At 71.3% G+C, this 24,165-nt stretch carries 20 protein-coding genes and 1 tRNA gene; 6 read left to right on the top strand and 15 right to left on the bottom strand.

Annotated features, from left to right (window positions below):
* Positions 1-1,107 carry a polyamine ABC transporter substrate-binding protein gene (locus MUN74_RS16180; RefSeq protein WP_244853586.1) on the bottom strand — a complete coding sequence of 369 codons (1,107 nt, stop codon included), beginning with the start codon at positions 1,105-1,107 and terminating at the stop codon, positions 1-3.
* A gap of 120 nt (positions 1,108-1,227) precedes the next feature.
* Here MUN74_RS16180 and MUN74_RS16175 point away from each other — a divergent pair, with 120 nt between their 5' ends.
* The 3 genes from MUN74_RS16175 (at position 1,228) to MUN74_RS16165 (ending at position 5,147) form a co-directional block, all read left to right on the top strand.
* On the top strand, positions 1,228-2,430 hold the full coding sequence (locus MUN74_RS16175; RefSeq protein WP_244853585.1) for a hypothetical protein: 1,203 nt from the start codon (positions 1,228-1,230) through the stop codon (positions 2,428-2,430).
* On the top strand, positions 2,394-3,389 hold the full coding sequence (locus MUN74_RS16170; protein ID WP_244853584.1) for an SIS domain-containing protein: 996 nt from the start codon (positions 2,394-2,396) through the stop codon (positions 3,387-3,389). Before MUN74_RS16175 ends, MUN74_RS16170 begins: the two co-directional genes overlap by 37 nt.
* 105 nt (positions 3,390-3,494) lie before the next feature.
* Positions 3,495-5,147, top strand: a complete 1,653-nt coding sequence (locus MUN74_RS16165; protein WP_244853583.1) for a flavin monoamine oxidase family protein — start codon at positions 3,495-3,497, stop codon at positions 5,145-5,147.
* Between the two features lie 70 nt (positions 5,148-5,217).
* Here MUN74_RS16165 and MUN74_RS16160 read toward each other — a convergent pair whose 3' ends face one another.
* The 5 genes from MUN74_RS16160 to MUN74_RS16140 form a co-directional block, all read right to left on the bottom strand.
* Positions 5,218-7,875, bottom strand: coding sequence for an excinuclease ABC subunit UvrA (locus MUN74_RS16160; RefSeq protein WP_244853582.1), 2,658 nt, complete (start codon positions 7,873-7,875; stop codon positions 5,218-5,220).
* 77 nt (positions 7,876-7,952) lie between these two features.
* Complete coding sequence (locus MUN74_RS16155) at positions 7,953-9,002, bottom strand: permease prefix domain 1-containing protein (RefSeq protein ID WP_244853581.1); 1,050 nt, start codon at positions 9,000-9,002, stop codon at positions 7,953-7,955.
* The gene (locus MUN74_RS16150; protein ID WP_244853580.1) at positions 8,999-9,331 is read right to left on the bottom strand and encodes a PadR family transcriptional regulator; all 333 of its coding nucleotides are present in this window, start codon (positions 9,329-9,331) and stop codon (positions 8,999-9,001) included. The genes MUN74_RS16155 and MUN74_RS16150 overlap by 4 nt, the downstream gene beginning before the upstream one ends.
* A gap of 60 nt (positions 9,332-9,391) precedes the next feature.
* Positions 9,392-10,717 carry an MFS transporter gene (locus MUN74_RS16145; RefSeq protein ID WP_244853578.1) on the bottom strand — a complete coding sequence of 442 codons (1,326 nt, stop codon included), beginning with the start codon at positions 10,715-10,717 and terminating at the stop codon, positions 9,392-9,394.
* Positions 10,714-11,283: an ArsR/SmtB family transcription factor gene (locus MUN74_RS16140; RefSeq protein ID WP_244853577.1), complete on the bottom strand. Its 570-nt coding sequence runs from the start codon at positions 11,281-11,283 to the stop codon at positions 10,714-10,716. Before MUN74_RS16140 ends, MUN74_RS16145 begins: the two co-directional genes overlap by 4 nt.
* 189 nt (positions 11,284-11,472) lie before the next feature.
* Here MUN74_RS16140 and MUN74_RS16135 point away from each other — a divergent pair, with 189 nt between their 5' ends.
* Positions 11,473-12,315, top strand: coding sequence for a TspO/MBR family protein (locus MUN74_RS16135; protein WP_244853575.1), 843 nt, complete (start codon positions 11,473-11,475; stop codon positions 12,313-12,315).
* A 47-nt stretch (positions 12,316-12,362) separates the two neighbouring features.
* Here MUN74_RS16135 and MUN74_RS16130 read toward each other — a convergent pair whose 3' ends face one another.
* The 3 genes from MUN74_RS16130 to MUN74_RS16120 form a co-directional block, all read right to left on the bottom strand.
* Complete coding sequence (locus MUN74_RS16130; protein ID WP_244853574.1) at positions 12,363-13,700, bottom strand: flavin monoamine oxidase family protein; 1,338 nt, start codon at positions 13,698-13,700, stop codon at positions 12,363-12,365.
* Positions 13,701-13,829: 129 nt separating this feature from the next.
* Positions 13,830-15,362, bottom strand: a complete 1,533-nt coding sequence (locus MUN74_RS16125) for an APC family permease (RefSeq protein ID WP_244853572.1) — start codon at positions 15,360-15,362, stop codon at positions 13,830-13,832.
* 159 nt (positions 15,363-15,521) lie between these two features.
* Positions 15,522-16,076, bottom strand: coding sequence for a TetR/AcrR family transcriptional regulator (locus tag MUN74_RS16120; protein ID WP_244853570.1), 555 nt, complete (start codon positions 16,074-16,076; stop codon positions 15,522-15,524).
* Between the two features lie 180 nt (positions 16,077-16,256).
* Here MUN74_RS16120 and MUN74_RS16115 point away from each other — a divergent pair, with 180 nt between their 5' ends.
* Positions 16,257-16,697 carry a hypothetical protein gene (locus tag MUN74_RS16115; protein WP_244853569.1) on the top strand — a complete coding sequence of 147 codons (441 nt, stop codon included), beginning with the start codon at positions 16,257-16,259 and terminating at the stop codon, positions 16,695-16,697.
* A 38-nt stretch (positions 16,698-16,735) separates the two neighbouring features.
* Here the strand turns inward: MUN74_RS16115 and MUN74_RS16110 are convergent.
* The 3 genes from MUN74_RS16110 to MUN74_RS16100 all read right to left on the bottom strand — a co-directional run bounded on the left by MUN74_RS16110 (position 16,736) and on the right by MUN74_RS16100 (position 19,532).
* Positions 16,736-16,807 (bottom strand) — tRNA-Gln (locus MUN74_RS16110).
* 191 nt (positions 16,808-16,998) lie between these two features.
* On the bottom strand, positions 16,999-18,513 hold the full coding sequence (gltX, locus tag MUN74_RS16105; protein ID WP_244853567.1) for a glutamate--tRNA ligase: 1,515 nt from the start codon (positions 18,511-18,513) through the stop codon (positions 16,999-17,001).
* A gap of 53 nt (positions 18,514-18,566) precedes the next feature.
* Positions 18,567-19,532: a LysR substrate-binding domain-containing protein gene (locus tag MUN74_RS16100; protein ID WP_244853565.1), complete on the bottom strand. Its 966-nt coding sequence runs from the start codon at positions 19,530-19,532 to the stop codon at positions 18,567-18,569.
* Between the two features lie 81 nt (positions 19,533-19,613).
* Here MUN74_RS16100 and MUN74_RS16095 point away from each other — a divergent pair, with 81 nt between their 5' ends.
* Positions 19,614-20,687 (top strand): aminotransferase class V-fold PLP-dependent enzyme, encoded by a 1,074-nt coding sequence (locus MUN74_RS16095; protein ID WP_244853563.1) that lies wholly within the window; start codon positions 19,614-19,616, stop codon positions 20,685-20,687.
* A 93-nt stretch (positions 20,688-20,780) separates the two neighbouring features.
* Here the strand turns inward: MUN74_RS16095 and MUN74_RS16090 are convergent, their stop codons facing one another.
* The 3 genes from MUN74_RS16090 to MUN74_RS16080 all read right to left on the bottom strand — a co-directional run bounded on the left by MUN74_RS16090 (position 20,781) and on the right by MUN74_RS16080 (position 24,038).
* A complete protein-coding gene (locus MUN74_RS16090) occupies positions 20,781-21,329 on the bottom strand; it encodes a group III truncated hemoglobin (RefSeq protein WP_244853562.1) in 549 nt (182 codons plus the stop codon).
* A gap of 116 nt (positions 21,330-21,445) precedes the next feature.
* Positions 21,446-22,219 (bottom strand): fumarylacetoacetate hydrolase family protein, encoded by a 774-nt coding sequence (locus MUN74_RS16085; RefSeq protein WP_244853560.1) that lies wholly within the window; start codon positions 22,217-22,219, stop codon positions 21,446-21,448.
* A gap of 238 nt (positions 22,220-22,457) precedes the next feature.
* Complete coding sequence (locus MUN74_RS16080; protein ID WP_244853558.1) at positions 22,458-24,038, bottom strand: HNH endonuclease; 1,581 nt, start codon at positions 24,036-24,038, stop codon at positions 22,458-22,460.
* Positions 24,039-24,165 lie beyond the last annotated feature (127 nt).

Here is a 24,165-nt window from a genome sequence, read left to right as displayed (position 1 = left end):
TCAGTTGGTCGCGAGCACTTCGGCGTTGAGGTCGACGTACTTCGTGGTGTCGTCGCCGAGGTCGACGATCGCCTCCTGCTTCATGAGGTCGTCGACCGAGATGCCGAGCGTCGGGTACTGCTCGACGAGCGCCGGGTCGAGCGCCTCCATGGCCTGCTGGTTCGGCACCTTGTAGAGGATGTTCTCGGCCACCCAGGTCTGCACCTCGGGATCGAGGATGTAGTTGACGAAGGCCATCGCGGCCTCCTTGTTCTTCGAGCTGTTCAGCACGGTCATCGTGTCGACCCAGAGGTCGGCGCCCTCGTCGGGCACGACGAACTCGATGTCGGGGTTCTCGGCGATGCCGTAGTTGCACCAGCCGTCCCACGCCTCGACCATCGCGGCCTCGCCCGAGACGAGCTTCGAGTAGAACGTCGTGTCGTCGTATGCGAGGAGCGTCGGCTTCGTCTTGAGGAGCTGCGCCTTCGCCTCGTCGAGCTCGGCGTCGTCGGTCGTGTTGACCGAGTAGCCGGCGGCCTTCAGCGCCGGCATCGCGAGCCAGCGGTCGGTCGAGAGCATCGTGGTCTTGCCCTCGAGCTCGGGCTTCGGGTTCAGCAGGTCGTTCCACGACGTCGGGGCGAAGCCCGTGAGGTCGGGACGGTAGCAGAGGCCCGTCGTGCCCCACGCGTACGGCTCGGAGTAGACGTTGCCCTCGTCGTAGGCGAGCTCGGTCGCCTCGGGATAGAGGTTCTCCTCGTTCGGGATGAGCGACTTGTCGAGCTTCGCGAGCAGCCCCTGCTCGCCGAGCGCCTGCGCGTACTGGCCCGACATGAATGCGACGTCGATGCCGGAGTCGGCGCTCGCCGTGAGCTTCGCGACGATGTCCTCGTTGGTGGTGTGGTTGACGATCGTCGTCTTCACGCCGGTGGCCTGCTCGAACTGCTCGGCGAGGTCTTCGGGATAGTAGTCCGACCAGATCGAGACGGTGAGCGACTGCTTGCTGAGATCGGCGTCGGGGTCGAGCGTCTCGCCGGCGGTGTCACCACCGCCCGACGCGCACGACGTGAGGGCGAGTGCGAGTGCGACCGTGCCGGCCGAGGCGGCGACGAGACGTCGGGTCGAACGCATGGGAAACCTCCTGCAACAGTGGACAAGGTTGAGCGATTGTTGCATCGCTCATCAAGAAATGGCAATGCCCGGTACAAAGTACTGGAGCGGGCTTCACCGAATAGTTATAATCCGAATTCAATGAACTCGATCATCAGTGGCGATGCAACGGTCGACGGTGTGCGACCGGTCGTCGGCGGCCGTGTGCTCTCGGTCGGCGACGACGGCGCCGTGCTCGTCGACGGCCGGCGCGCTGCCGCGGGCGACGGCCTCGCCCGTGCGCTCGCCCGCGCGGTCGCGGGCCCCGAGATCGGCGAGGATGCCTCGGAGCGGGCGATCACCGTCGACCAGACGAACGTCTCGGTCATCGTCGACGAGCGCCTCATGGTGAAGATCGTCGGCCGGTGGTCCGCGGCCGACCGCTCCGCGCTGCTCCTCGACCGGCTCGCCGCCGCAGGCACCGAGGGCGTGGAGCGACTGGTCGGCAGCGTCGGCTGGCGGCATCCCGATCTCGGCACCTCGACCCTCGCGATCGTGACCGACTACCTGCCCGGTGCCGACGACGGCTGGACCTGGGCGGTGGCCGACGTCGTCGCCGTCCTCGACGGCGGACCCGAACCCGAGTGGCCGGCCCTCCTCGGCGCACGGGTCGCGCGCATCCACGACGTGCTCGGCGCGACCGCGACGTCGTCGGGCGCTGCGGCGCCGGCCGCCCGCCTCACCCGCGCCGACGACGCGCTGGCGCGGGCGCTCGCCTCCGCCGACCCCGCCGACGGCGCGACCGGTGCGAGGCTGCACAACCGACGCGCCTCACTCGCCCGCGACATCCGGTCGCTCGAGGGCACCGCCCCCGGCCTCGAGTTCCCGATCCACGGCGACCTGCACCTCGGGCAGGTGCTCGCCGCGCCTGACGGCCACGGCCGACGCGAGTACACCGTCATCGACTTCGACGGCGACCCGCAACTGTCGGCCGACGACCGCGAGCGGTCCGACGCGGCCGCACGCGACGTCGCCCACCTGCTCGTCTCGCTCGACCTCGTCGCAGCCGTCGCGCAGCGCCGCCTCGGCCGCGCCGACGACCGCGCCTTCGCGTGGGCCGACCGCGCCCGCGGCGCCTTCCTCGAGGCATACCGAGGCGGGCTCACCCGCCCCGAGCTCTTCGACGAGGCGCTCGTGCGCGGGTTCTGCGCCGAGCAGCTCGCGGCAGAACTCCACTACGCCGACCGGTTCCTGCCGGTGTGGCGCTACGCGCCCGACGCCGCCATCACGTATCGCCACTCCCCGACCGACGACCACCCGGAGACCCCGTGGACACCACCGCCTTCCGCACCGACCTCGAGCTGATCCCCCAGTCGCTCGGCGCCCTCGCCGACGCGATCGACGCCGGACTGCCGGGACTCGACGCCGTGGCCGCACTCGCCCGCGAGGGTGTCGACCGGGTGCTCGTCGTCGGCATGGGCTCGAGCCGCTACGCCGCCGACGTCGTCGCGCGGCGCCACCGTGCCGAGGGTGCGAACGTCGTCGTCGAGCTCGCGAGCGGCGAGCTGCTTCCGCGGCCGGCGCCGGGTCTCGTCGTCGTCGCCGTCTCGGCGACGGGCGGCAGCGTCGAGGTGCTGCGGGCCGTCGAGCGCTATCGCGGCACCGGGCGCCTCGTCGCGATCACGAACCGGCCCGACTCGGCGCTCGGCGAGCACGCCGATGTCGTCGTGCCGCTCGTCGCCGGAACCGAGGCGTCGGGCGTCGCGTGCCGCACGTTCCGTGCCACGTTCGCCGTCGTCGACGCCGTGCTGCACGCGCTGCGCCCCGCGGCATCGGCGAGGTTCGACGCCGCCGTGCTGCGCCGGGCCGCGACCGCGTCGGCCGAGCTGCTGACTGCCTCCACCGACTGGCTCGACCCGCTCACGAGCCTGGTCGCGGGGCCCGACGGCGCGTGGGCCCTCGCTCCTGTCGAGCGCCTCTCGAGTGCACAGCAGTCGGCGCTCATGCTGCGCGAGGTGCCGCGCGTCGGCGCCTTCGCGTCGGAGACGGGCGACTGGTCGCACGTCGACGTGTACCTCACGAAGACGCAGGACTACCGCGCCCTCGTGTTCGCCGGCTCGGCATGGGACGACCAGGCCCTCGAATGGATGGCCGCTCGCGGCTCGCGCTTCGCCGCGGTCGGCCACGAGCTGCCCGGCGCCGAGCTCGTCGTGCGCCACCGCCATGACGACGACCCCGACGTCGCGATCCTCGCCGAGGTACTCGTCGGCGAGCTCGTCGCGAACCGGCTCCTCTCGCGAGAGGAGGTCATGCAGGGCGCCTGATGCCGCGCCCGCCCCCCCGACGATCGGTTCGCCGACGTCCACGGCATCGCACCATTGCTCCATGTACGGCACCGCTCCACCCATTTCGGAACAGCGAGGTTCTTCATGCAGGCAACTCCCCGCGGCACCACGCCGCTCACCGCCCGGATCGGCTCGATCCTCCGCGCCCACGGCGAAGCCGACCGGCGCGGCATCCCCGTCGACGACGTGCTCGGCGAAGCCGCCGAGGCCCGCGCCGCGGCCGCCGATCACCCGAAGCCGCCGCCCAGCCGACGCGACGCCCTCAGGGTCGCGGGCATCGCCGGCGCGGGCGCCGCGCTCGCACTGGCCTCGGCACCCATGCCGGCAGCGGCCGCGGCGGCCAAGCCCGCCCCGGCGCCGAGCGTCGGCATCGTCGGCGCCGGCCTCGCCGGCACCCGAGCCGCGCACTGGCTCTGGAAGACGAAGGGCATCGCCGCGACGCTCTTCGAGGGCAGCGCCCGCGCCGGCGGCCGCTGCTACAGCCTGCGCGACCACTTCGACGACGGCATCGTCGTCGAGCACGGCGGCGCGCTCATCAACACCGACCACAACGCGATCCGCAACCTGGCCGCGAACCTCGGGCTCAGCATCGACGTCGTCGCGGGTGGCAGCTACCAGGGGTGGGTCGACAAGTACTGGATCGACGGCGCCGACTACCCCTACGACGACGCGAACGACGACTGGGGGCAGGTCTACCAGGCGATGAAGGCCGACCTCGCGGCTGCGCCGTACTGCCAGACGTACGACTCGCACACAACGGCGGGCGTCGCGCTCGACGGCATGACCGTCGACGACTGGCTCGCGGCGAAGGTGCCGGGCGGCCTGTCGAGCCGCTTCGCGAAGCTCATGCGGTCGAACGTCATGGCGGAATACGGGCTCGAGTCGCACGAGCAGTCCGCGCTCAATCTCGTTTACCTGCTCGGCTGGAACTCGCAGAACAGCCTCTCCCCCATCAACGGCGCCGACGAGAAGTACGTCGTGCGCGGCGGCAACGACCAGATCGTGACGCGCATGCTCGCCGAGCTGCCGGCCGGCACTGCGCGGTACGGTCACGAGCTCGTCGCGGTCAAGCGCAACGCCGACGGCACGGTGCGGCTGAGCTTCAAGGTCGGCAACCAGACCGTCGACAAGACGTTCGACCGGGTGATCCTCGCGCTGCCGTTCACGACACTGCGCGAGTGCGATCTCAGCCAGTCGGGCTTCTCGGCGCTCACCCGCCGGGCGATCGACGAGCTCGGGCTCGGCGCGAACGCGAAGCTGCACGTCGAGGTCTCGCACCGGCCGTGGGTCGAGCAGGGCTACGGTGGCGCCGCGTACACGAACGCGTCGGGGTTCCAGTGCGGCTGGGACGACACCGCCTCGCACCCGCTGCCGATCGGCGTGTACAACTTCTTCCCCTCGGGCGACCAGGTGAAGTCGTGGTCGGGCCAGCCGTTCGGCGTCGCGCCCGCGGCGCAGGTGTCGTCGTACCTCGCGCAGCTCGAGCCGATCTTCCCGGGCGTGAGCGCCGCATACACGGGCAGGAGCTACCGCGACTTCTGGTACGCGAACCGGTGGTCGCACGGTGCCTACACGTGCCAGCGGCCGGGCCAGTACACGCAGCTGTTCGGCGTCGGCTCGCAGCCCGAGGGCAACGTGCACTTCGCCGGGGAGCACACGAGCGTCGCGTACTACGGGTTCCTCAACGGGGCCGTCGAGTCGGGCGAGCGCGCAGCGAAGGCGGTCGCGCTGAGCTGACGCGTACGCGCGTCCGCGGGGCGGGGGCGATCGAGGATGCCTCCGCGCCGCGGTCGCGCGGCGTCGCCGCTCAGGCGCCGGCGAGCCCCAGGTGCCGAGCGAGATACCGGCCGGTGACCGACGAGCGGTCGCGGGCGATGTCGTCGGGCGTTCCGACCGCGACGATCCGGCCGCCCTCGACCCCGCCGCCCGGGCCCAGGTCGATCACGTGGTCGGCGTTGGCGATCAGGTCGAGGTCGTGCTCGATCACGATCACCGTCGCGCCGCGGTCGCAGAGGCGCTGCAGCACTCGGATGAGGGTGCGCACGTCGAGCGGGTGCAGGCCGACGCTCGGCTCGTCGAGCACGAACACCGCATCGGCCTGGTTGCGATGCATCTCGCTGACGAGCTTGAGCCGCTGCGCCTCGCCGCCCGACAGCGCCGGGGTCGCCTCGCCGAGCGTCAGGTAGCCGAGTCCCAGCTCGTCGAACGCGGTCAACCGCTTGTGCACGCGCGGCAGGTCGGTCGTCGACGCGAGCGCCTCGCGAACCGTGCACCCGAGCAGCGCGGGCAGGCTCACCCCGTCGCGCCGGTACGCGTCGGCCGCGGGCGCGAAGCGACTGCCGTCGCACTCGGGGCAGACGATGTCGACGTCGGGCAGGAACTGCACGTCGAGCGAGATCTCGCCCGTGCCGTCGCACCGTGGACAGGCGAGCGAACCCGTGTTGTACGAGAAGTCCGAGGCGGTGAGCCCCGTGCCGCGGGCAGCGTCGGGGGCGGCGTACGCCTTGCGCAGGTCGTCCATGACGCCCGAGTAGGTGGCCACGGTCGAGCGCACGTTGATCCCGATCGGGGTCGCGTCGACGACGTGCACCTTCACGTCGTCGGGAGCGGCGAGCGCACGCACCGGTGCGGTGAGCACGGAGCGCTCGTGCGCCGCGAGCGCGGGCACGAGCGAGTCGAGCACGAGCGTCGTCTTGCCTGAACCCGAGACCCCGGTGACCGCGATCATCCGGCCGAGCGGGAACTCGACCTCGAGCGGGTGCACGGTGTGAATGGCCGCAGTCTCGAGCCGGATGCGACCGTGGTCGAACATCGTCTCGGGCTTGGCGCGATCACGGACGACGACGGGCTCGGCTCCGGTCAGGAACCCGGCGAGCCGCGAGCCCTTCGCCCCGTCCGGGGCGGAGGCATCCGTGGCGGCAGCGCCCCCGGCGGAAGCGGCCGCGGCGGAAGCGGCCGCGGCGGAAGCGGCCGCGGCGGAAGCGGCCGCGATCGGCGCCGGCGCGGCCGGGGCCAGCCCGTCGGGCGGCCCCTCGGCGATCACGGCGCCGCCCTCCGTGCCCGACCCCGGGCCGATCTCGACCAGCCAGTCGGCCTCGCGCAGGATCTGCACGTCGTGGTCGACGAACACCACCGAGTTGCCGTCGGCGAGCAGGTCGCGCATCACGCCGAGCAGCCCCTCGACGTTCGCGGGATGCAGGCCGATCGACGGCTCGTCGAGCACGTAGAGCACGCCCGTGGTGCGGTTGCGCACTGCGCGCGCGAGCTGCGCACGCTGCCGCTCACCCGTCGACAGCGTGGCGCCGGCCCGGTCGAGCGAGAGGTAGCCGAGCCCGAGCTCGACGAGTCGCCCGGCCATCGCGAGCAGGGTGTCGACGAGCGCGACCGCCATCGCCCGCATCTCGCTCGGCAGCGACGGCGGCACGCCTGGCGCCCATGCGACCACGTCGTCGAGCGTCATCGCCGTGACGTCGGCGAGGCCCAGGTCGCCGATCAGTGGCGTGCGGGCCGCCGGGCTGAGCCGGGTGCCGCCGCACGCGGGGCAGACCCCCTCGGTGAGGAAGCGGCTCACCTTGGCGAGGCGCTTCTCGTCGTGGGCGCGCTTGAGCTCCTCGGTCACGGTGAGCCTCGCGTTGCGGAAGGTGAAGTCGAGCTCGTGGATGCCCTTGCGGCTCGTCACCGTGATGTGCTTCTTCTCGGCCGGTCCGGCGAGCACGATGTCGCGCTCGGCGTCGGTGAGGTCGCGCCACGGCACGTCGGTGCGCACGCCGAACTCGCGGGCGATGTCGGGCTGCACGTTGAACCCGAACATCTGCCATGGCACGACCGCTCCCCCGTCGATGGTCTTCGACGGGTCGGGCACGAGGGCCGCGTCGTCGACGGTGCGCACGACCCCGGTGCCCTGGCACGTCGGGCAGGCACCACCGGCGTTGAACGAGAGGTCCTCAGCGCCCGGCGGCTGCACGCGCTCACCGCACACCGGGCAGGCGAACGGCACCTCGGCGGCGACATCGATCGTGGGCGGCACGCGGTGCCCGTTCGGGCACACGTGGGCGGCCAGTCTCGAGAACATCAGCCGCAGCACGTTCAGCAGCTCGGTCGAGGTGCCGAACGTCGAGCGGACCCCCGGCACGCCCGGCCGCTGACGCAGCGCGAGCGCCGCCGGCACGTGCTCGACGGAGTCGACGGCGGCACGCGGCGCCTGTGCCATGCGACGGCGGGTGTAGGTCGAGAGTGCCTCGAGGTAGCGGCGCGACCCCTCGGCGTAGAGCACACCCATCGCGAGCGATGACTTGCCCGAGCCCGAGACGCCGGCGATGCCCACGAGTGCCCGGAGTGGCAGGTCGACGTCGATGCCGCGCAGGTTGTGCACGCGCGCGCCGCGCACGGCGATCGTCGACGGCTGACCGACCTCGGTCGTCGGCAGGTGCGCGCCGGCTGGTCGTTCGCCAGGATGACCGCTCATGTGCTCACGGTACCGGCCGCCCCCGTGGTCGGGCCGATAACCGCGGATGCCGCGCGCCGCCGTTCGCGGAGCGCGGGCTACTCGGCGGCGCGGTAGCGGTCGATCGCGCGCAGCCCCGAGGCGAGCGCGCCGAAGAGCACCGCCGCGATCGGCCAGATCACCCACGAGATGTACCAGGCGTTGCCGATGAAGCTCCACCCGAGGAACACCGCGACGACCACCGGCCAGTAGAACGCGGCGACCACGCCCACGATGCTGCGCTCATCGTCGGCGCCACGGGTCGCTGTCGAACCGCCCCGGGTGAGCGTCTCGGCGGTCGACGCCGCCCAGTTCGCGCGGAGGAACACGAACAGGCCCGTCGCGATGATGAGCAGCATCCCAGCCACGGCGACGCCGATCCAGACGTTCGCGACCGCGGGCGGCGCGAGCAGGCTCACGGCGAGCACGGGGCCGACCGCGAGGATCCAGAGCCCGACGGCGACCTGCAGGGCGACCGCCCGCTTCGGGGCCGCCTCGGCGACGAGCGCGTCGGCCCATCGGTCGACGGCGACGGATCGGGTGAACCGCCCGGCCGCGAGGCGGGCGAACGGTGCGAGCTGCTGTTCTCGGCGAACGAGCATCATGACGCCGACGGCCACGATCACGAGCAGGCACACGAGGCCCGTGAGCACGGCGGCCTGCTGGCCGAGGCCGAACGTCGCCCCGTTGCTGAGCGTGGCGAGCGCGATGAGCGGAGCCGGCGACATCACGAACAGCGCGACGGCGATGGCCATTCGCGGGTCGCCGGTGCGCCGCGCGGCGGCGTACCGCTCGGCCTCGTCGAGCGTGACCGGAGGCGCGGCGGGTACCGAGCGCGCGGAAGCGGGCCGGGCGGAGGCCCCTGCGCCACCGGTGACGGCGGCGGGCGCGATCTCGGCAGCGATGCCGAGCTGTGGCGCGAGCTCGTCGAGGTTGCCGAACTCGGTGATGACCCGGCCCACGGCCTCGTTCTCGGAGAGACCGTCGGCGAGGTAACCGTGGTAGGCGTCCTCCATCATCGCGTGCAGCTCGGCCTTGGCCTCGGCCATGCGCGGCGTCTGCGGGTACGCGCCGAACATCGTCTCGAGGTAGGCGGTGATGACGTTCATGCTTCGACTCCTTCGATGAACCGGTCGACGACCGATTTCGTGTCGCGCCATTCGGCGACCTTCGACTCGAGGTGATCGAGCCCTTCGGCGGTGATGCGGTAGTAGGTGCGTGGCTTGCCCGACTCCGAGGCGCCGGCGTACGAGGTGACGAGACCGCTCGACTCGAGTCGCTTCACGGCCGAGTAGAGCGTGGTCTGCTTGATCGTGTACTCGGAACCCGTCACGGCATGGATCTGCTGCGCGAGCTCGTACGCGTAGGACGGGCGCCGGCGCAGCAACGACAGCACCATGAGGTCGATGTACCCGCGGATCGCGTCGGCACTGATCATGGCGGCCCCCTCGAGCGCACGTGGATAGTGCCTCGAACGTACTACGTGTGCCGTAGTACGTCAAGCGTTCGAGCGAGGAAGGTCGCGGCGCCGCAGCCACGGCTGGCACCACGACACCGCATTCGCCGCGAGCGCGACGAGGCCCATCGCGAAGATCACGGGCGCCGGCCCCCACGACTCGGCGAGGAGGCCCGCGAGGACGCCCGCGACCGGCATGCCCGCGAAGTTCACGAGCTGCGCACTCGTGCTCTGCCGCGCGAGCAGGTGCTCGGGCACGTACGACTGGATCCACGTGCGACGCAGCACGTTCGCGGCGACGATGCCCGCCACGGCGAGGGCGTCGGCGACGACGACCGCCCACAGGATCGGGCCGGGCGCCGCGAAGGCGAGGAGCGGCAGCATCAGCCCGGCGATGGTGAGCATGATCGTGATCGCACGCGCATCGCCGAGCGCCCGCCCGAGCCACGGCGCCGCGAGTGCACCGACGATGCCGCCGACCGACGTGACCGCGAAGACGGCGCCGATCGTGGCGGCGTCGAGCCCGAGATCGCGACTCAGCCACAGCACGAGGATCGCCTGCTGGCCGATGAGCCCGAAGTTGGCGACCGCGCCCTGCAGCACGAAGAACCGCACCATCCGGTCGCCGAACACGACGCCGAGACCCGTCCGTACCGCCGCCCACAGCGGTTCGCGCCGCGCGGGCGCGGCGACCGGATGCGGGCGCATCACCACGAGGCAGACGAGCGAGATCGCGAGGCCGATTGCCTCGCCGAGCATCGCCCGCACCGGCCCGACGAGCTGGCCGATGAGCCCGCCGAGCCCGGGCCCGACCGTGTTCGCCGCGTTCTCGGTGCCGAACAGCACGCTGTTCGCGAGGCCGCGGTCGCGCTCGGGGACGATGCGCACGACCAGCTTCGCGTACGCCGCCCGGAACGCGATCGTCGCCGTGCCGACGACGAGCGCCACGATCACGAGCTGCATGAGCTGCAGCATCCCCAGCGCCGCCGCGACCGGAACCGAGACGTACGCGAGCATCGAGACCGCGTTCGCACCGATCATCACCGCACGCGGCGAACGACCGTCGACCCACGCCCCGATCGGCAGCCCGACGACGAGCCACGGCAGCCAGGTGGCCGCGGCGATGACGCCCATCCACGTGGGTGATGCGTCGAGCAGCTGCACGGCGAGGAGCGGCAGCAGCACGCTCGTCATGCCGGCGCCGGTGACCGACGCCGCCTCCCCCGCCCACAGCAGGAGGAAATCGCGATTGCGCCAGAGGCCGCCCGTCCGCTTCGCCTGGCCCGCGGATCCGGCGGGCGCGGTCTCGACGGGCGCGGCTTTGGCGGGCGCGGTCTCGGCGGCTGCGGCCGCCTGCTCGACGCTCATGGCCGGTTCGGGAACGCGCGCGCCATGGCGAGCACGGCCTCCCGCCCCTCGGGGTCGCGACCGGCGAACGAACGCAGCACCTGTTCGATCGCTTCGCCGAGCTCGGTCATCTCGGCCGGCGTGAGCCACAGTCGCGACTGGTGGGCGAAGGCGACGGCGGCCCACTCGGGCCGGTCGTCGCGCTCGTCGAGCCACTGCCGCGCCTGATCCCGCTGCTGCGTGAGCATCTGCTGCTCGATCGAGTCGGCGACGGTACGGGCGGCGGGGTCGGTGAACCCGGTCGACGACCACCGGATGCCCCGCTGCGCCCGTTGCCACCAGTGCTCGCGTGCGTCGCGGGCGAGCTCGGGCGCCTCGACGATGAGCCCCGCCCGCGCCAGGATGCCGAGGTGGTGGCTGACGCTGCCGATCGCGACGCCCGCCTTCTCGGCGAGCATCGACACCGTCGCCGGCCCGTCGATCGCGAGCAGGTCGTAGAGACGGTTGCGCAGTGGATGCGTGAACGCCTTGAGCACGTCGACCTCGACGATGTCGCGGATGCCGTCGGGGTCGGGTTCGGTCGTCATGTCGACCACGATAGATGCACAAGAGTATTTGCACAAGGCTTCTTGTGCATATCGAGAAGTGTCGGCCGCGGGCCGGCGCGGGCGCCCGCGCACTGCCCCGTCCGTCGCTGTCAACCCGGGGCAGGCGGCCCTCGATCGTGAAAGGCTGGCGCCGACGCACGCAGTACACCTCGGCGAAGGGAACGGCACGTGACCGCCGCAGCATCCGATTCGACACCCGACGCCGCAACGGGCGCCCACGACGGCGCACGGCAGCTCGTCGTCCTCATCAGCTCGGTGCTCGCCGTCATCGCGGCGTTCATCGGCTCGGGCGTGGTCGTCGGCACCCCGATCCAGGATGCGGCGGGCGGCTCGCTCGACGCCGACTCGACGCTCATCGCACCCGCGACCGGCGCGTTCCGCATCTGGAGCGTGATCTACGTCGGAATGCTCGCCTACGCGATCTGGCAGGCCCTTCCCGCCCAACGACACGACGAGCGCCAACGCCGGCTCGGCTGGTGGGTCACCGCGTCGCTCGTGCTGAACGCCGCCTGGATCTTCAGCGTGCAGCTCGACCTGCTCGTGCTCAGCCTGCCGATCATCGTCGCCATCCTCGTCGTGCTCTGTCGGCTGTTCGTGCTGCTCCGCAGCATCCCGCCGAAGAATCGGGTCGAAGCCGTGGTCGCCGACGGCTCGATCGGCCTCTACCTCGGCTGGATCGTCATCGCGACGGCCGCCAACGCCACCGCCGTGCTGGTCGCCGCCGGGTTCGACGGGTTCGGCCTCGCGCCCGAGATCTGGGCGGTCGCGGTGCTGAGTGTCGCGGCGGGCGTGGGCGTCGCACTCGCCATCCGAGGCGGCGGCCGCATCGCCCCGGCACTGTCGCTGTCATGGGGGCTCTGCTGGGTCGCGGTCGCCCGACTCGCCGACGCACCGCACTCGGTGACGACCGGCATCGCCGCCCTCATCGCCGCGGGCGTCGTGATCACGGCAACCGTGATCGCGCGCGTCATCCACGACCGGGCGGCCCACGGCGAGCGCGTCGGCGCCTGACGGCTCTCGCCGCCGGAGACGGTGCGAACGCCCCCGTCCGCGACGGCTCAGTCCGATTCCGGGCGCGCACCCTCCGCGAGGCTCGCGATCGGGATCTCGGCCCCGAGGATGCGCTCGGCCGCGCGGTGCCCCGACAGCAGCGCGCCGTGCACGGTGGCCGGGTCGGTGCTCCAGGCCGCTTCGCCGGCGAAGTGCAGCACTCCCCCGACGGGCGTCGCGAGGGCGTCGTGATCGGCGTGGGAGGCGCCGGCTGCCACGTACGAGTACGAGCCGAGCGAGAACTCGTCTCCGCCCCACCGCGTGATCCAGTGCGCGATCGGGTCGGGCACCGCATCGCCGTAGTTCGCACGCAGCCCCTGCATCGCCGAGGCGACGATCGCATCGTCGTCCATGGCCTCGATGCGCCGCGCCCAGTCGCCGCCTGCGAAGGTCAGCAGCATCGGCTCGCCGCTGACCGCCGACACGTCGTACCAGGAGTGCCAGGGGAAGCCGGGCTCGCCGTGCTGGCGGATCGCGTAGACCCCGTCCTCCCAGAACCGCTCGGCGAACCGCAGGAAGACCTTGTCGAACACGCCCATGCCGAGCCGCTCGATCGGGCCGGTCACGACCTCGGGCAGTTCGGGGGCGAACCGGATGCCGCCGGCCTTGAGTACCCCGAGCGGCACCGTCACGACGGCCCGAGCCGCCTCGAAGACATCGCTCGCGGTCTCGACCCGGACGCCGGCCTCCGACCACTTGACCGCGACGACCTGCTGGCCGAGCCGGATGTCGAGCCCCGCGGCGAGCGAGCGCGGCAGCACGTCGTAGCCGCCCGGGAGGATGACCTCGTCGCCGTCGATCGCGTCCTCGTCGAGCCCGTGCGCGGCGACCCGGTCGATGTCGGTGCCGCACTGCTCCTCGGTGCGGTGCCGGTGGAAGGCGCGCACCCGCGCGGCGCGAAGCCCGTCGAATCCGGATGCCGCGATCGCCCGCTCACTGACGTCGGCGTAGGTCTCCCCCGGTGCCGATGCGGCCGACGCCTGCAGCAGCAAATCGTCGGCGGTGTCGATGTCGGCCAGCCAGCGACGGGTCTCGTCGGCGTCGAACCGTCGATGCTCCTCGTCGAAGTCGGCGATCGGCCGACCGCCGGCCTGGTAGCTGCCGACCGTGAACTCGACTGCATCCATGCCGAGCTCGGCGACGAGCTCGGTCAGCGGGTTGTCGGTGAGGCCGTGGATCCACGACGCTCCGCGGTCGACCGAGAAGCCGGCGGTGCGGTCGGTCCACATGCGTCCGCCGATGCGGTCGCGCGCCTCGAGCACGACGACGCGCTGCCCGCCCGCCTGAAGCAGTCGGGCGGCGGTGACGCCGGCGATGCCGGCGCCGATGACGATGGTGTCGGCCATCGGTACTCCTCGTTCGATTCGGTTGGGTTCGGTTCGGTGATGCTGGTGCGGGGCGACGCGGATGCCTCGGCCGCGAGCCGCTCGTTCGCACGAGCGTGCCCGCCACGAGGCATCCGGATCGCGCATCGCTCACTCGGGCGCGAGCACCTCGGTGTCGCGGTTGAGCGATCGCTTCTCGAAGTAGTCCTTGGCGCCCGGGAACATCGCCCAGACGAACATGAGCACGGCGCCGAGCAGGAGCGAGCCCACGCCGACGATGAAGGCGCCGCCGACGCCCGCGACCTGCGAGTAGCCGTAGTCGGGATTCAGCATGTCGATCGCCGACTGCACGAACGCCCACGTCATGAACACCCCGCCGATGAGCGGGAAGACGAAGCGGTAGAACACGTTGCGTCGGCTCGCGAAGAGCGTGCGGCGGAAGTACCAGACGCAGGCGAAGCTCGCGATGGCGTAGAAGAACGCGATCGCGAGGCCCATCGACAGCAGTGAGTCGGCGAGCACGTCGGTCGAGACGAGGTTCATGCCCGCGTAGTAGACGATCGCGATGACGCCGAGCAGCGTCGTCGAGAACGTCGGCGTCTTCGACACCTCGTGCACCTTCGCGAACCGGGCCGGGAGTGCCTTGTAGACGCCCATCGCGAAGGTGCCGCGTGCGGTCGGCAGGATCGTGGTCTGCGACGACGACAGCGCCGAGATCGCGACCGCGATGACGAGGAACCAACCGAACGGTCCCATCGCCGTGCCCGCGAGCACCGAGAAGACATCGTCGGCGTGCGCCTCGTTGGCGAGCCCCGTGCCGGTGTCGCCGAGTCCGGCGTACATCATCGCGACGACCGTGACGCCGACGTACGTGAAGAGCAGGATGACGGTCGTGAGGGTCGCGGCGCGGCCGGGCGTGCGGCGCGGGTCCTTCGTCTCCTCGGTGAGAGCGAGGCACGTGTCCCAGCCCCAGTAGATGAAGAGGGCGAGCAGGATCGCCTGCACCATGCCGGTGCCGTCGGCGAGGAACGGGTTGAACCAGTCGAGCGAGACGGGCGTGGGGTCGGGAGCGGTGCCGTTGAAGAAGCCGATCAGGCAGCCGACGACGAATGCGGCCATCGCGAGGTACTGGATGATCAGCAGCACCTGTTGCATGCGCTCGCCGATCTCGACGCCGCGCAGCGACACCCAGGTCATCACGGCGATGATGACGCAGCCGAAGGCCGTCACGATGAACCGGTCGTCGGCGAGCGAGCCGTCGCCGATGAGGCTCAGCAGGTACGCCGAGGCGATCTCGGCGAGGTTCGCCATCACGAGCACGCCGGCGACGGCGATGCTCCAGCCCGCCATCCACCCGGTGCGCGGACCGAACGCCTTGGCCGCCCAGGTGAACACCGTGCCGCAGTCGGGCACGTCGTCGTTGAGCTCCTTGTAGGCGAACGCCGTGAAGAGCATCGGCACGAACGCGAGGATGAAGGCGATCGGCGCCTGGGCGCCGACGGCGATGACGACGTAGCCGAGGGTCGCGGCGAGCGAGAAGAGCGGCGCCGTCGAGGCGATGCCGATGACGGTCGAGCCCCAGAGCCCGAGCTTGCCGATGGCGAGCCCCTTGGTGGGGGTGCCGCCGGGTGTGGTTCGGGTGGATGGTGCTGGGGCCGCGGTGGGGGTCGCCGGGGAGCTCATGGGTGGTGCCTTCTCGTCGTCGAGGGTCGTCGGACTCGAACGAGTGTACCTGACCGACCGACTAGTCGGTCTGCCGTGCCCGCAGAGCCCCGGCTCGGCAGTTTGAGTTCGGCGTGCTCAGCTCGAGGTGCTCGGCTCGGCGCGCACAGCTCTGTGCGCTCAGCTCCCCGGGTTCGCTCGAATCGCCTCGACCGTCGTGATGAGCGCTTCGACGCGATCGGGGGTCAGCACGTCCTCCCGCTCGGGCGGAAGGCTCATGAGCGCGTTGTGGTTGATGCCGTCGCCGACGAACAGCACGAGTCGTGCGAGCGTCGGGTCGCCGGTGGCGGTGCCGAGCAGGTCGAGCCAGCCCGTGCGGCAATCGCGCAGCACCTCGAGCGCGTCGTCGTCGCCGGTCTGCGCGATGCGGTAGCACGCCTCGATGAGCCGTTCGAGCTCGCTCTCGCGATCGAGCGACGAGCTCAGGTAGTAGCGCACGGCCCCCTCGGGCGCGGCGGCCATCTGCTCGACGTCCTGCTCGACCTGGGCGCGGAGCTCGGCGAACATCGCAGTGCGCAGTGCCCGCACCGACGTGAAGTGGTGCAGAGTGCCCGACTTCGAGAGCCCGGCACGGGATGCGACCGCCTCGAGCGTCGCCCCGCGGATGCCGCGCTCCACCAGGAGGTCCGTGTACGCCGTGAGAATCCGCGCCGCCGGGCCATCCACAGTGATCATCCGACCATCGTACGAGAGGTCATCATGACCTGTTGACGGCAGCGCCTTGATCATCGACGCGTCAAGGTTGAAGGGTCGAACTGTCCGCGCGCCTCACGAACGGGCAGGCTGTGCCGTCGTACTCAGTAGCGCCCGGCTTCGGCACCGCCGTCGGGATGCCGCGATTCGAAGGAGCCGTCCATGACCGTGTTCATCCGCATCGGGCTGGTGATCCTCTTCCTCGACGAACTCGTCGTCGGGATGTGGAACGCCCTCGCACCGAAGAGCTTCTACCTGAACTTCCCCACCGTCGACCTCACCCCGCCGTTCAGCGAGCACTACGCCCGTGATTTCGGCTGGGCCACGCTCGGGATCGCGTTCCTGCTGCTCCTCGCGATCATCACGCCGAAGGCGCACTTCGTGATCCCCGCGACCGTGGCCTACCTGATCTTCGGGATTCCGCACTTCGTCTTCCACGTCACCGAGCTCGACGGCTTCACGCCCGGAGAGGCCATCGCCCTCACTGCGGCGAACGCGTTCGTCGCCCTGCTGGGCATCGCCGTCGTCCTGGTGACCATCGCCCGCGATCGCCGGGTACGACGCCGGCGTCTCCCGGAGCTGAGCCGCCCGTCTGAGCCGTGACAAAGCAAAACCCCCGGGCGAACCGGGGGTTTTCAAAGCTGGGGTACCTGGACTCGAACCAAGAACAACTGAACCAGAATCAGCCGTGTTGCCAATTACACCATACCCCAATGGCCTGAAACCGAGGTTCCCGGGCCGAGAGACAACACTAGCCTACCGAACCGCCCCAGCCAAACTGAGCCGCGCTCACCGGGCCCAGATGCACTTCGGGGGTGCTTTTCCGCAAGATGCGAGCCGCGAAAGCGGCTGAACTTGCGGGAAAGCACCCCCGAAGCGGTGGTGTCGACGGCGCGGCAGCGACCTAGCCGACGAGCGCCACCAGGCGGTCGATGCGCGCGAGCGAGTCGACCTTGCCGAGGATCTGCATCGACTCGAAGAGCGGCGGCGAGACCCGGCGCCCCGAGATCGCGGTGCGCACGGGACCGAAGGCCACGCGGGGCTTGAGGCCGAGCCCGTCGATGAGGGCGGCGCGCAGCGCCTCCTCGATCTCGGCGGTCCCCCACGACGATGCGGGCAGCGCGTCCAGCGCCGCGCGGGCCGCGGCGAGCACGGCCGGCGCGTCGGCCGGGAGTGCGCCGACGGCGGCCTCGTCGTACTCGAGCCCCGCGGCATCCGTGAACAGGAAGCCGAGCATGCCGGGCGCTTCGCCGAGCAGTCCGATGCGCTCCTGCACGAGCGGCGCCGCCTCGACCAGGATCGCCTCGTCGGCCGCCGAGAGCGGTGCGGCGACGACGCCCGCCTTCTCGAGGTACGGCACCGTGCGGGCGGCGAAGTCGGCGACCTCGAGCTGGCGGATGTGGTCGCCGTTGATCGCCTCGGCCTTCTTGAGGTCGAAGCGCGCGGGGTTCGGGTTGACGTTCTCGACGTCGAACGCGGCGACGAGCTCGTCGCGGCTGAACACGTCGCGGTCGGCCGAGAAGCCCCAGCCGAGCAGGGCGAGGTAGTTCAGCAGGCCCTCGGGGATGAACCCGCGGTCGCGGTGGTGGAACAGGTTCGACTCGGGGTCGCGCTTGGAGAGCTTCTTGTTGCCCTCCCCCATGACGTACGGCAGGTGGCCGAACCGCGGGATGAAGGTCGTCACGCCGATGTCGATGAGCGCGCGGTAGAGCGCGATCTGGCGGGGCGTCGACGAGAGCAGGTCTTCGCCGCGCAGCACGTGCGTGATTCCCATGAGCGCGTCGTCGACGGGGTTCACGAGCGTGTAGAGCGGGGCGCCGTTGGGGCGCACGAGCACGAAGTCGGTCGTCGACCCGGCGGCGAAGTCGATGCGGCCGCGCACGAGGTCGTCGAAGCCGAGCTCGACGTCGGGCACGCGCAGGCGCAGCGCGGGCTGGCGGCCCTCGGCGCGGAACGCCGCCTTCTGCTCGTCGGTCAGGTCGCGGTCGAAGTTGTCGTAGCCGAGCTGCTTGGGCCGGCCCGCGGCCTCGTTGCGGGCGTCGATCTCCTCCGCGGTCGAGTACGACTCGTAGAGGTGGCCGGCAGCCTTGAGCTTCTCGATGACCTCGGCGTAGATGTCGCTGCGCATCGACTGCCGGTACGGCTCGTGCGGGCCGCCGATGCCGATTCCCTCGTCCCATTCGAGGCCGAGCCAGGTGAGCGCATCGAGGATCTGCTCGTAGCTCTCCTCGCTGTCGCGCGCGGCGTCGGTGTCTTCGATGCGGAACACGAAGGTGCCGCCGGTGTGCCGCGCGTACGCCCAGTTGAAGAGGGCGGTGCGCACGAGACCCACGTGCGGGGTTCCGGTCGGTGAGGGGCAGAAGCGCACACGGATGTCGCTGCCGGTGGCCTGGGTGACGGGGTGAGCTGAATCGGACATCGGCTCAATGGTATCGAGGCGCGGGCGGCACCCGCGGTGCCGTCGTGGCGGGCTCAGTCGTCGTGACCGTCCGGCGCGGCCAATGCAGCGAGCGATGCCAGCGCAGCGAGCGCGGCGGCGACCGCCGGCACCCGGTCAGCGCCCTTGGCGGTGACGAGGTGCAGCGACCGTACGTCGGCGCGCGCGGTCGGCCGCGTGACGACGCCCGGATGCCGCGGCGAGGCGGCGAGCGCGAGCGCCGGCAGCAGCGCGACGCCGAGCCCCTGCGCGACCATGCCCTCGACGGCGACGAAGTTGTCGGTCTCGAAGGCGATGCGCGGTGTGAACCCCGCAGCATCCGCGAGCTCGAGCAGGTGACCGCGGCAGCGCGGGCACCCGGCGATCCACGACTCCTCCCCCAGCTGGGCGAGGTCGATGGTCTCGGATGCCGCGGCTGTATGCCCCGCGGGCAGCACGAGCCGCATCGGCTCGTCGCCGTACGAGCGCACGTCGAGTCCGCGCGCGCTCGCGCGGTGCGGGTCGTCGCGGTCGCCCGGGTAGCTGAACGTGATCGCCACGTCGGCGCGGTCGGCGCGCACCGCCGCGACCGCCTCGGGCGGCTCGGCCTCGACGTAGGTGACGGTGATTCCGGGATGCTCCGCCGCGAGCGCGGCGATGAGTTTCGGCACGAGCGTGGCCGACGCCGAGGGGAAGGCCACGAGGCGCACCCGCCCGGCTCGCAGACCCCGGAGCTCGGCGAGCTCTCCGGCCGCGGCCTCGAGCACGGTCGCGACGGCGTTGGCGTGCCGCGCGAGCACCCGGCCCGACTGCGTGAGGCGCACCCCGCGGCCGACGCGCTCCACGAGGGCGATACCGGTCCGTTCCTCGAACCGGCGCAACTGCTGGCTCACCGCCGGCTGGCTGTAGCCGAGCGACTCGGCGGCAGCGGTGAGCGAGCCGTGCTCGGCGATGCGGCGCACCACCCGTACGGTCTGCAGGTCGAGTGCGGCCGCGAGGGCTTCGATCGAGGCATCCGACATAGCGCAATCATAATCCGCGGTTATCTGTGTCATCGCACACTGGGTCTTGTCGAATGATTTATGGTCGCCGAGGCTGGACGCATGCTCGAACACGCAGACCGTCTCGACCTCGGCGACCGCTTCGCGGCCGGCCGCGGCTACCTCGCCGCCTGCACCCTCGGCCTGCCCGCCGACGTCACCCGCGACGCCGTGCGGCGCGACCTCGAGCGCTGGTCGACCGGCTCCGCGAGCGCGGCCGACTACTCGGCGACGCTCGAGCGGGCGCGTGTTCACGCAGCGGCGCTCCTCGGCACCGAGGCCGAGCGCATCGCCACCGGCTCGCAGGTCTCGGTGTTCGCGGGGCTCGCCGCCGCTTCGGCCCCGGCCGGCGCGGAGATCCTCTGCATCGACGGCGACTTCTCGTCGGTCGTCGCGCCGTTCCTCGCGCGCGGCGACCTGCGCGTCCGGCATGTGCCGCTCGACGCCCTCGCCGACGCGATCACGCCGTCGACGTGGCTCGTCTCATACTCGCTCGTGCAGTCGGCGACGGGTGAGGTCGCCGATCTCGCCACGATCACCGCGGCCGCGCGAACCGCCGGCGCGCTGACACTCGTCGACACGACGCAGGCGACCGGCTGGATGCCGGCCGACGCCGTCGAGGCCGACCTCGTCGTCTGCCACGCGTACAAGTGGCTCGGCGCCCCGCGCGGTGCCGCGTTCGCGTCGTTCTCCGACCGTGCGATCACCGAGTTCACCCCGCACACGGCCGGCTGGTACTCGGGCACCGACCCGTGGGCGTCGTGCTACGGACCCGAGCTGCACCTCGCCGACGGCGCGCGCCGGTTCGAGGTCTCCCCCGCGTGGCACGCCTGGGTCGGTGCCGAGGCGGCGCTCGGATTCGCGGCGTCGCTCGACCTGGAGTCGGTGCGACGCCACGACCTCGGGCTGGCGAACGCGTTCCGCGAACGGCTGGGGCTCGAAGCCTCTGATTCGGCGATCGTCACCTGGCCCGACGAGACCGGGTGCGACCTCGCAGCCCTCACCGTGGCCGGACTGGTCGCCTCGGGGCGCGCGGGGCGTGCGCGCGTCGCATTCCACCTCTGGAACGACGACGAGGATGTCGCGCGCGCCGCTGACGCCGTCAACGGCTCGCGCCGACCGCTCGTGCTCAGCTGAGTCGCGGGCGGTCGCGCCGGAGGCTCATGCTCGGCGCAGCCCGCTGCCTGGTCTCGTCTGGCGCGCCGTGCTCAGCCGAGCCGCGCGCCGGTCTCAGCCGAGCCGCGCGCCGGTCTCACCGGAGTCCTCGGCGCTGCTTGGAGCGTTGGCCGCATCGATCAGGCCCGTCGCCTCGAGGCGTTCGCGTGTCGAGATCGTCTCGAACGCCGACCCCGTTCCGCCCGCGAGACGGCGACGGATCGACGCGGCGATGCGCTCGGCCTGCACCTTCGCACGTTCGGCGGCCTCACCGGCGTACCCGTCGTCGACCGTCTGACGCCAGAGCACGAGCCAACGGTCGAAGTGGGCCTCCGTGAGCGGGTGCCTGGCGTCGATCGCGGCATGCATGGCGAGCGCGTTGCGCCGGTAGGTGCCGGCGTCGAAGAGCACCGACTCCCAGAAGTCGCACATGATCGGCAGATGATGGGCGAGGTCCATCTTCGCGACGTCGGTGAAGATCGGCCCGATGAACGGGTCGGCGAAGGCGCGGGTGTAGAACGCCTCGATGAGCGCGGCGAGATCGGCGCGATCGCGCAGGTCGTGGTGTCCGTCGCCGGGTGCGGCGTCGATCGTCAGCGGATCGGGCGCTCGCGGCGCACTCATCAGTGGGCCGCTCGCTCGCGACTCACTCGTGTCGGGCTCACCCACGCCCGGCTCGCCGGCGGTTCCGGCGGCGTCCGCTCCGCGCCCCGCGACCTGCTCGCCCATGCCGTGCTCGCCTACTGCGCGGCGCGCACCGGGTTCGAGAGGGTGCCGAGCCCCGAGATCGTCACCTCGACGGTGTCGCCGTCCACGATCGGCCCGACGCCCGCGGGCGTTCCGGTCAGGATCACGTCGCCCGGCAGCAGCGTGAACACGCTCGACGCGTAGGCGATGATCGCGGGCACCGAGTGCACGAGATCGGCGAGCCGGCCCTCCTGCCGCCGTTCGCCGTTGACGCTCGTCTCGATCGTGCCCGACTCGAAGTCGAGGTCGGTGTCGATGACGGGGCCGAGCGGGCAGAACGAGTCGAACCCCTTCGCGCGGGTCCACTGGCCGTCGCGGCGCTGCAGGTCGCGGGCGGTGACGTCGTTCGCGATCGTGTAGCCGAAGATCACCTGGTCGGCGTCGGCCTCGCTCACGTTCTTCGCGATGCGGCCGATGACGACGGCGAGCTCGCCCTCGTGTTCGACCTGCTCGCTCTGCTTGGGCAGCACGATCGTGTCGTCGGGACCGATCACCGAGGTGTTCGGCTTCAGGAACAGCAGCGGCTCGGCCGGCGCCTCACCGCCCATCTCGGCGGCGTGGTCGTGGTAGTTCTTGCCGACCGCGACCACCTTCGACCGTGGGATCACGGGCGCGAGCAGCTTCGCCTCGGCGAGCGGAACCCGCTCGCCGGTCGGCTCGTAGCCGGCGAACATCGGGTCGGCCTTGAGGACGACGAGCTCGTGCTCCTCCTCGTCGACGACGCCGAACGAGATGGTCTCACCATGGCTGAACCGCGCGATCTTCATGACTCCAGCCTATCGGCGCGGCCGGGTCGCGCCCGGGCCTCCCGGCCCGCACGGACGCCGCTCGAGCGCGCGTCCGCTCGGCTGATCGACGGCTCGGCCCGCTCGGCTCCCCGACCACTCGGCCGCCCGCCTGCACGGACACCGCTCGACCGTGCGTCCGCTCGGCGGCTCGACCGCTCGGCTGATCGGCGGGCTCGGCTGATCGACGGGCTCGGCTGTGAATCGCGAACCCGACTCCTCACGCGACGTGTCGCAACTCGAACCGCGCCCGCCCGCCGAGGCGCGGCCGTTGTTCTGGGTCGATGTGCGGTGGTGGGATGAACCGGATCTCGTGTCGGCTCGCGATGATGCGCCAGCCACCGAGGTGGATCTGGTGGTGACAGTGCGTACAGAGGAGGACTCCGTTGTCGATGGAGGTGCGCCCGGCATGCCGCTTCCACCAGGAGATGTGATGCGCGTCGACGTAGGCGATGTTGCGACCGCAGCTCGCACAGCCGCCGTCACGTTCGGCGAGCGCGATGCGTTGTGCACGGGTGAAGAGTCGTTTCGTCCGGCCGACGTCGAGCGGTTCGCTCTTGCCGCCGAGCACGACGGGGATGATCTCTGCGTCGGCGGCGAGACGCCGCAACGTCGCGGCCGACATCACGCGGTCGAATCCGTCGACCGTGCCGAGCGTGTCGAACGCACCGTCGGCGCCGGTCGGATCCACCAAGTCGAACGGGCCGTCCACGTCGATCGTCGCGGAATCGTTCGTCGATGCATCATGTGAACCCGTCGTCGCCCGACGGCGAAGGGCGAGCGAACCGGCTGCGCCGCCACACCGACCGCTCCAGTACTCGGCGGCCCCTGCGAACCTCGCGTTCTCGAGCGCCTCGGCCTGCAGCCGCACGACGATCGTCGTCTTCGAGACGGTCGGCATCTCGCCGCAGCCGAGTGCGTGTCGCGCGAGATCAGCCAGCGCATCGGCCTGCAGTTGGACGATCGATCGCAGATCGTCGACGACTGGGCCCGCGCACTCGGGGCTGCCGGCATCGGTGGCGTCGTCGTGAGGCGATTCGCGACGTCGTCGCAGCACGTCGCTCACGAGCTGCTCGATCGCGGCCTTGATCGGCGCGGCGGTCGGCGCATCGAGTCGACCGTGCACACGCACCATGCCTGAGGCTTCTTCGACCATGGTGAACGAGCGCTGCTCGCGAAGCGCCTCGTCGCGGGGCTCGACACCATCAGGATCGAGCCTCGCCTCGGCATGCGTCACGGCCCGCTGCAGCAGCGAGTACGGCACGGTCGCCGCGAACCCGGCAAGCTCGGCCTCGTAGGCGTCGGCACGAGCGGCGCTCGTTCGCGGCGCCACCCGGTCGAGCATCGTGCAGATCGCGTCGGCCGCTTCGACCCCGATCTCGCCGGCACGCAGAGCGGCTGCGACTGCCGGGCGACGAGCTTCGCACCGATCGCCGAGCAACGACTCGCGCGGCCTGACCGCTGCGCCGACCCTCACGAGCGCCGCGGCGTGACGAGCGGGCGCCCCGATGAGGTTCGCGACGAGCTGGGTCGCATTGCGCTGACCGTGCTGCTTCGCAAGCCCCTCGGCGCCGAACGCGGTATCGCTGCGCCGTTCGATCTCGGCCGACAGCGCCGCGAGCGTCGCATCGAGCCGTCGGCGCAATGCACCCGCTGCATCGAGGACCCGCACGAGGCCCGGATCACTCATCGCGGCGACCCCGTCGTCGTCGGGTTCGCTACCGAGCGCAGGCGCCGCCCCGACCCACTCGGCGCGCAGGCCGGCAAGGCCTTCGTCGAGTGCGTCGATCGGGTTCGTCATACTTCGATCATGCCGGTACCCACTGACATTCGAAGGTCAGCGAAAAGCGGCTTTGATCAGCCAGAAACCTGTGGATGAATCAGCGGAGAACCGGCCTGTGGAGGACGGGCCAGCAGGGTTCGAGACG

This window comes from Agromyces sp. H17E-10, assembly GCF_022919715.1.
GTDB lineage: Bacteria > Actinomycetota > Actinomycetes > Actinomycetales > Microbacteriaceae > Agromyces.
The sequence above is the reverse complement of the archived record's forward strand: the minus strand, read 5'-3'. Positions and strand labels throughout refer to the sequence as shown.

Coding starts and splice junctions, on each gene's coding strand:
- MUN74_RS16180 (WP_244853586.1), bottom strand. CDS start 1,107: ATGCGTTCGACCCGACGTCTCGTCGCCGCCTCGGCCGGCACGGTCGCA.
- MUN74_RS16155 (WP_244853581.1), bottom strand. CDS start 9,002: ATGAACGTCATCACCGCCTACCTCGAGACGATGTTCGGCGCGTACCCG.
- MUN74_RS16150 (WP_244853580.1), bottom strand. CDS start 9,331: ATGATCAGTGCCGACGCGATCCGCGGGTACATCGACCTCATGGTGCTG.
- MUN74_RS16115 (WP_244853569.1), top strand. CDS start 16,257: ATGACCGTGTTCATCCGCATCGGGCTGGTGATCCTCTTCCTCGACGAA.
- MUN74_RS16090 (WP_244853562.1), bottom strand. CDS start 21,329: ATGAGTGCGCCGCGAGCGCCCGATCCGCTGACGATCGACGCCGCACCC.
- MUN74_RS16165 (WP_244853583.1), top strand. CDS start 3,495: ATGCAGGCAACTCCCCGCGGCACCACGCCGCTCACCGCCCGGATCGGC.
- MUN74_RS16130 (WP_244853574.1), bottom strand. CDS start 13,700: ATGGCCGACACCATCGTCATCGGCGCCGGCATCGCCGGCGTCACCGCC.
- MUN74_RS16120 (WP_244853570.1), bottom strand. CDS start 16,076: ATGATCACTGTGGATGGCCCGGCGGCGCGGATTCTCACGGCGTACACG.
- MUN74_RS16125 (WP_244853572.1), bottom strand. CDS start 15,362: ATGAGCTCCCCGGCGACCCCCACCGCGGCCCCAGCACCATCCACCCGA.
- MUN74_RS16085 (WP_244853560.1), bottom strand. CDS start 22,219: ATGAAGATCGCGCGGTTCAGCCATGGTGAGACCATCTCGTTCGGCGTC.
- MUN74_RS16160 (WP_244853582.1), bottom strand. CDS start 7,875: ATGAGCGGTCATCCTGGCGAACGACCAGCCGGCGCGCACCTGCCGACG.
- MUN74_RS16100 (WP_244853565.1), bottom strand. CDS start 19,532: ATGTCGGATGCCTCGATCGAAGCCCTCGCGGCCGCACTCGACCTGCAG.
- gltX (WP_244853567.1), bottom strand. CDS start 18,513: ATGTCCGATTCAGCTCACCCCGTCACCCAGGCCACCGGCAGCGACATC.
- MUN74_RS16145 (WP_244853578.1), bottom strand. CDS start 10,717: ATGAGCGTCGAGCAGGCGGCCGCAGCCGCCGAGACCGCGCCCGCCAAA.
- MUN74_RS16095 (WP_244853563.1), top strand. CDS start 19,614: ATGCTCGAACACGCAGACCGTCTCGACCTCGGCGACCGCTTCGCGGCC.
- MUN74_RS16080 (WP_244853558.1), bottom strand. CDS start 24,038: ATGACGAACCCGATCGACGCACTCGACGAAGGCCTTGCCGGCCTGCGC.
- MUN74_RS16140 (WP_244853577.1), bottom strand. CDS start 11,283: ATGACGACCGAACCCGACCCCGACGGCATCCGCGACATCGTCGAGGTC.
- MUN74_RS16175 (WP_244853585.1), top strand. CDS start 1,228: ATGAACTCGATCATCAGTGGCGATGCAACGGTCGACGGTGTGCGACCG.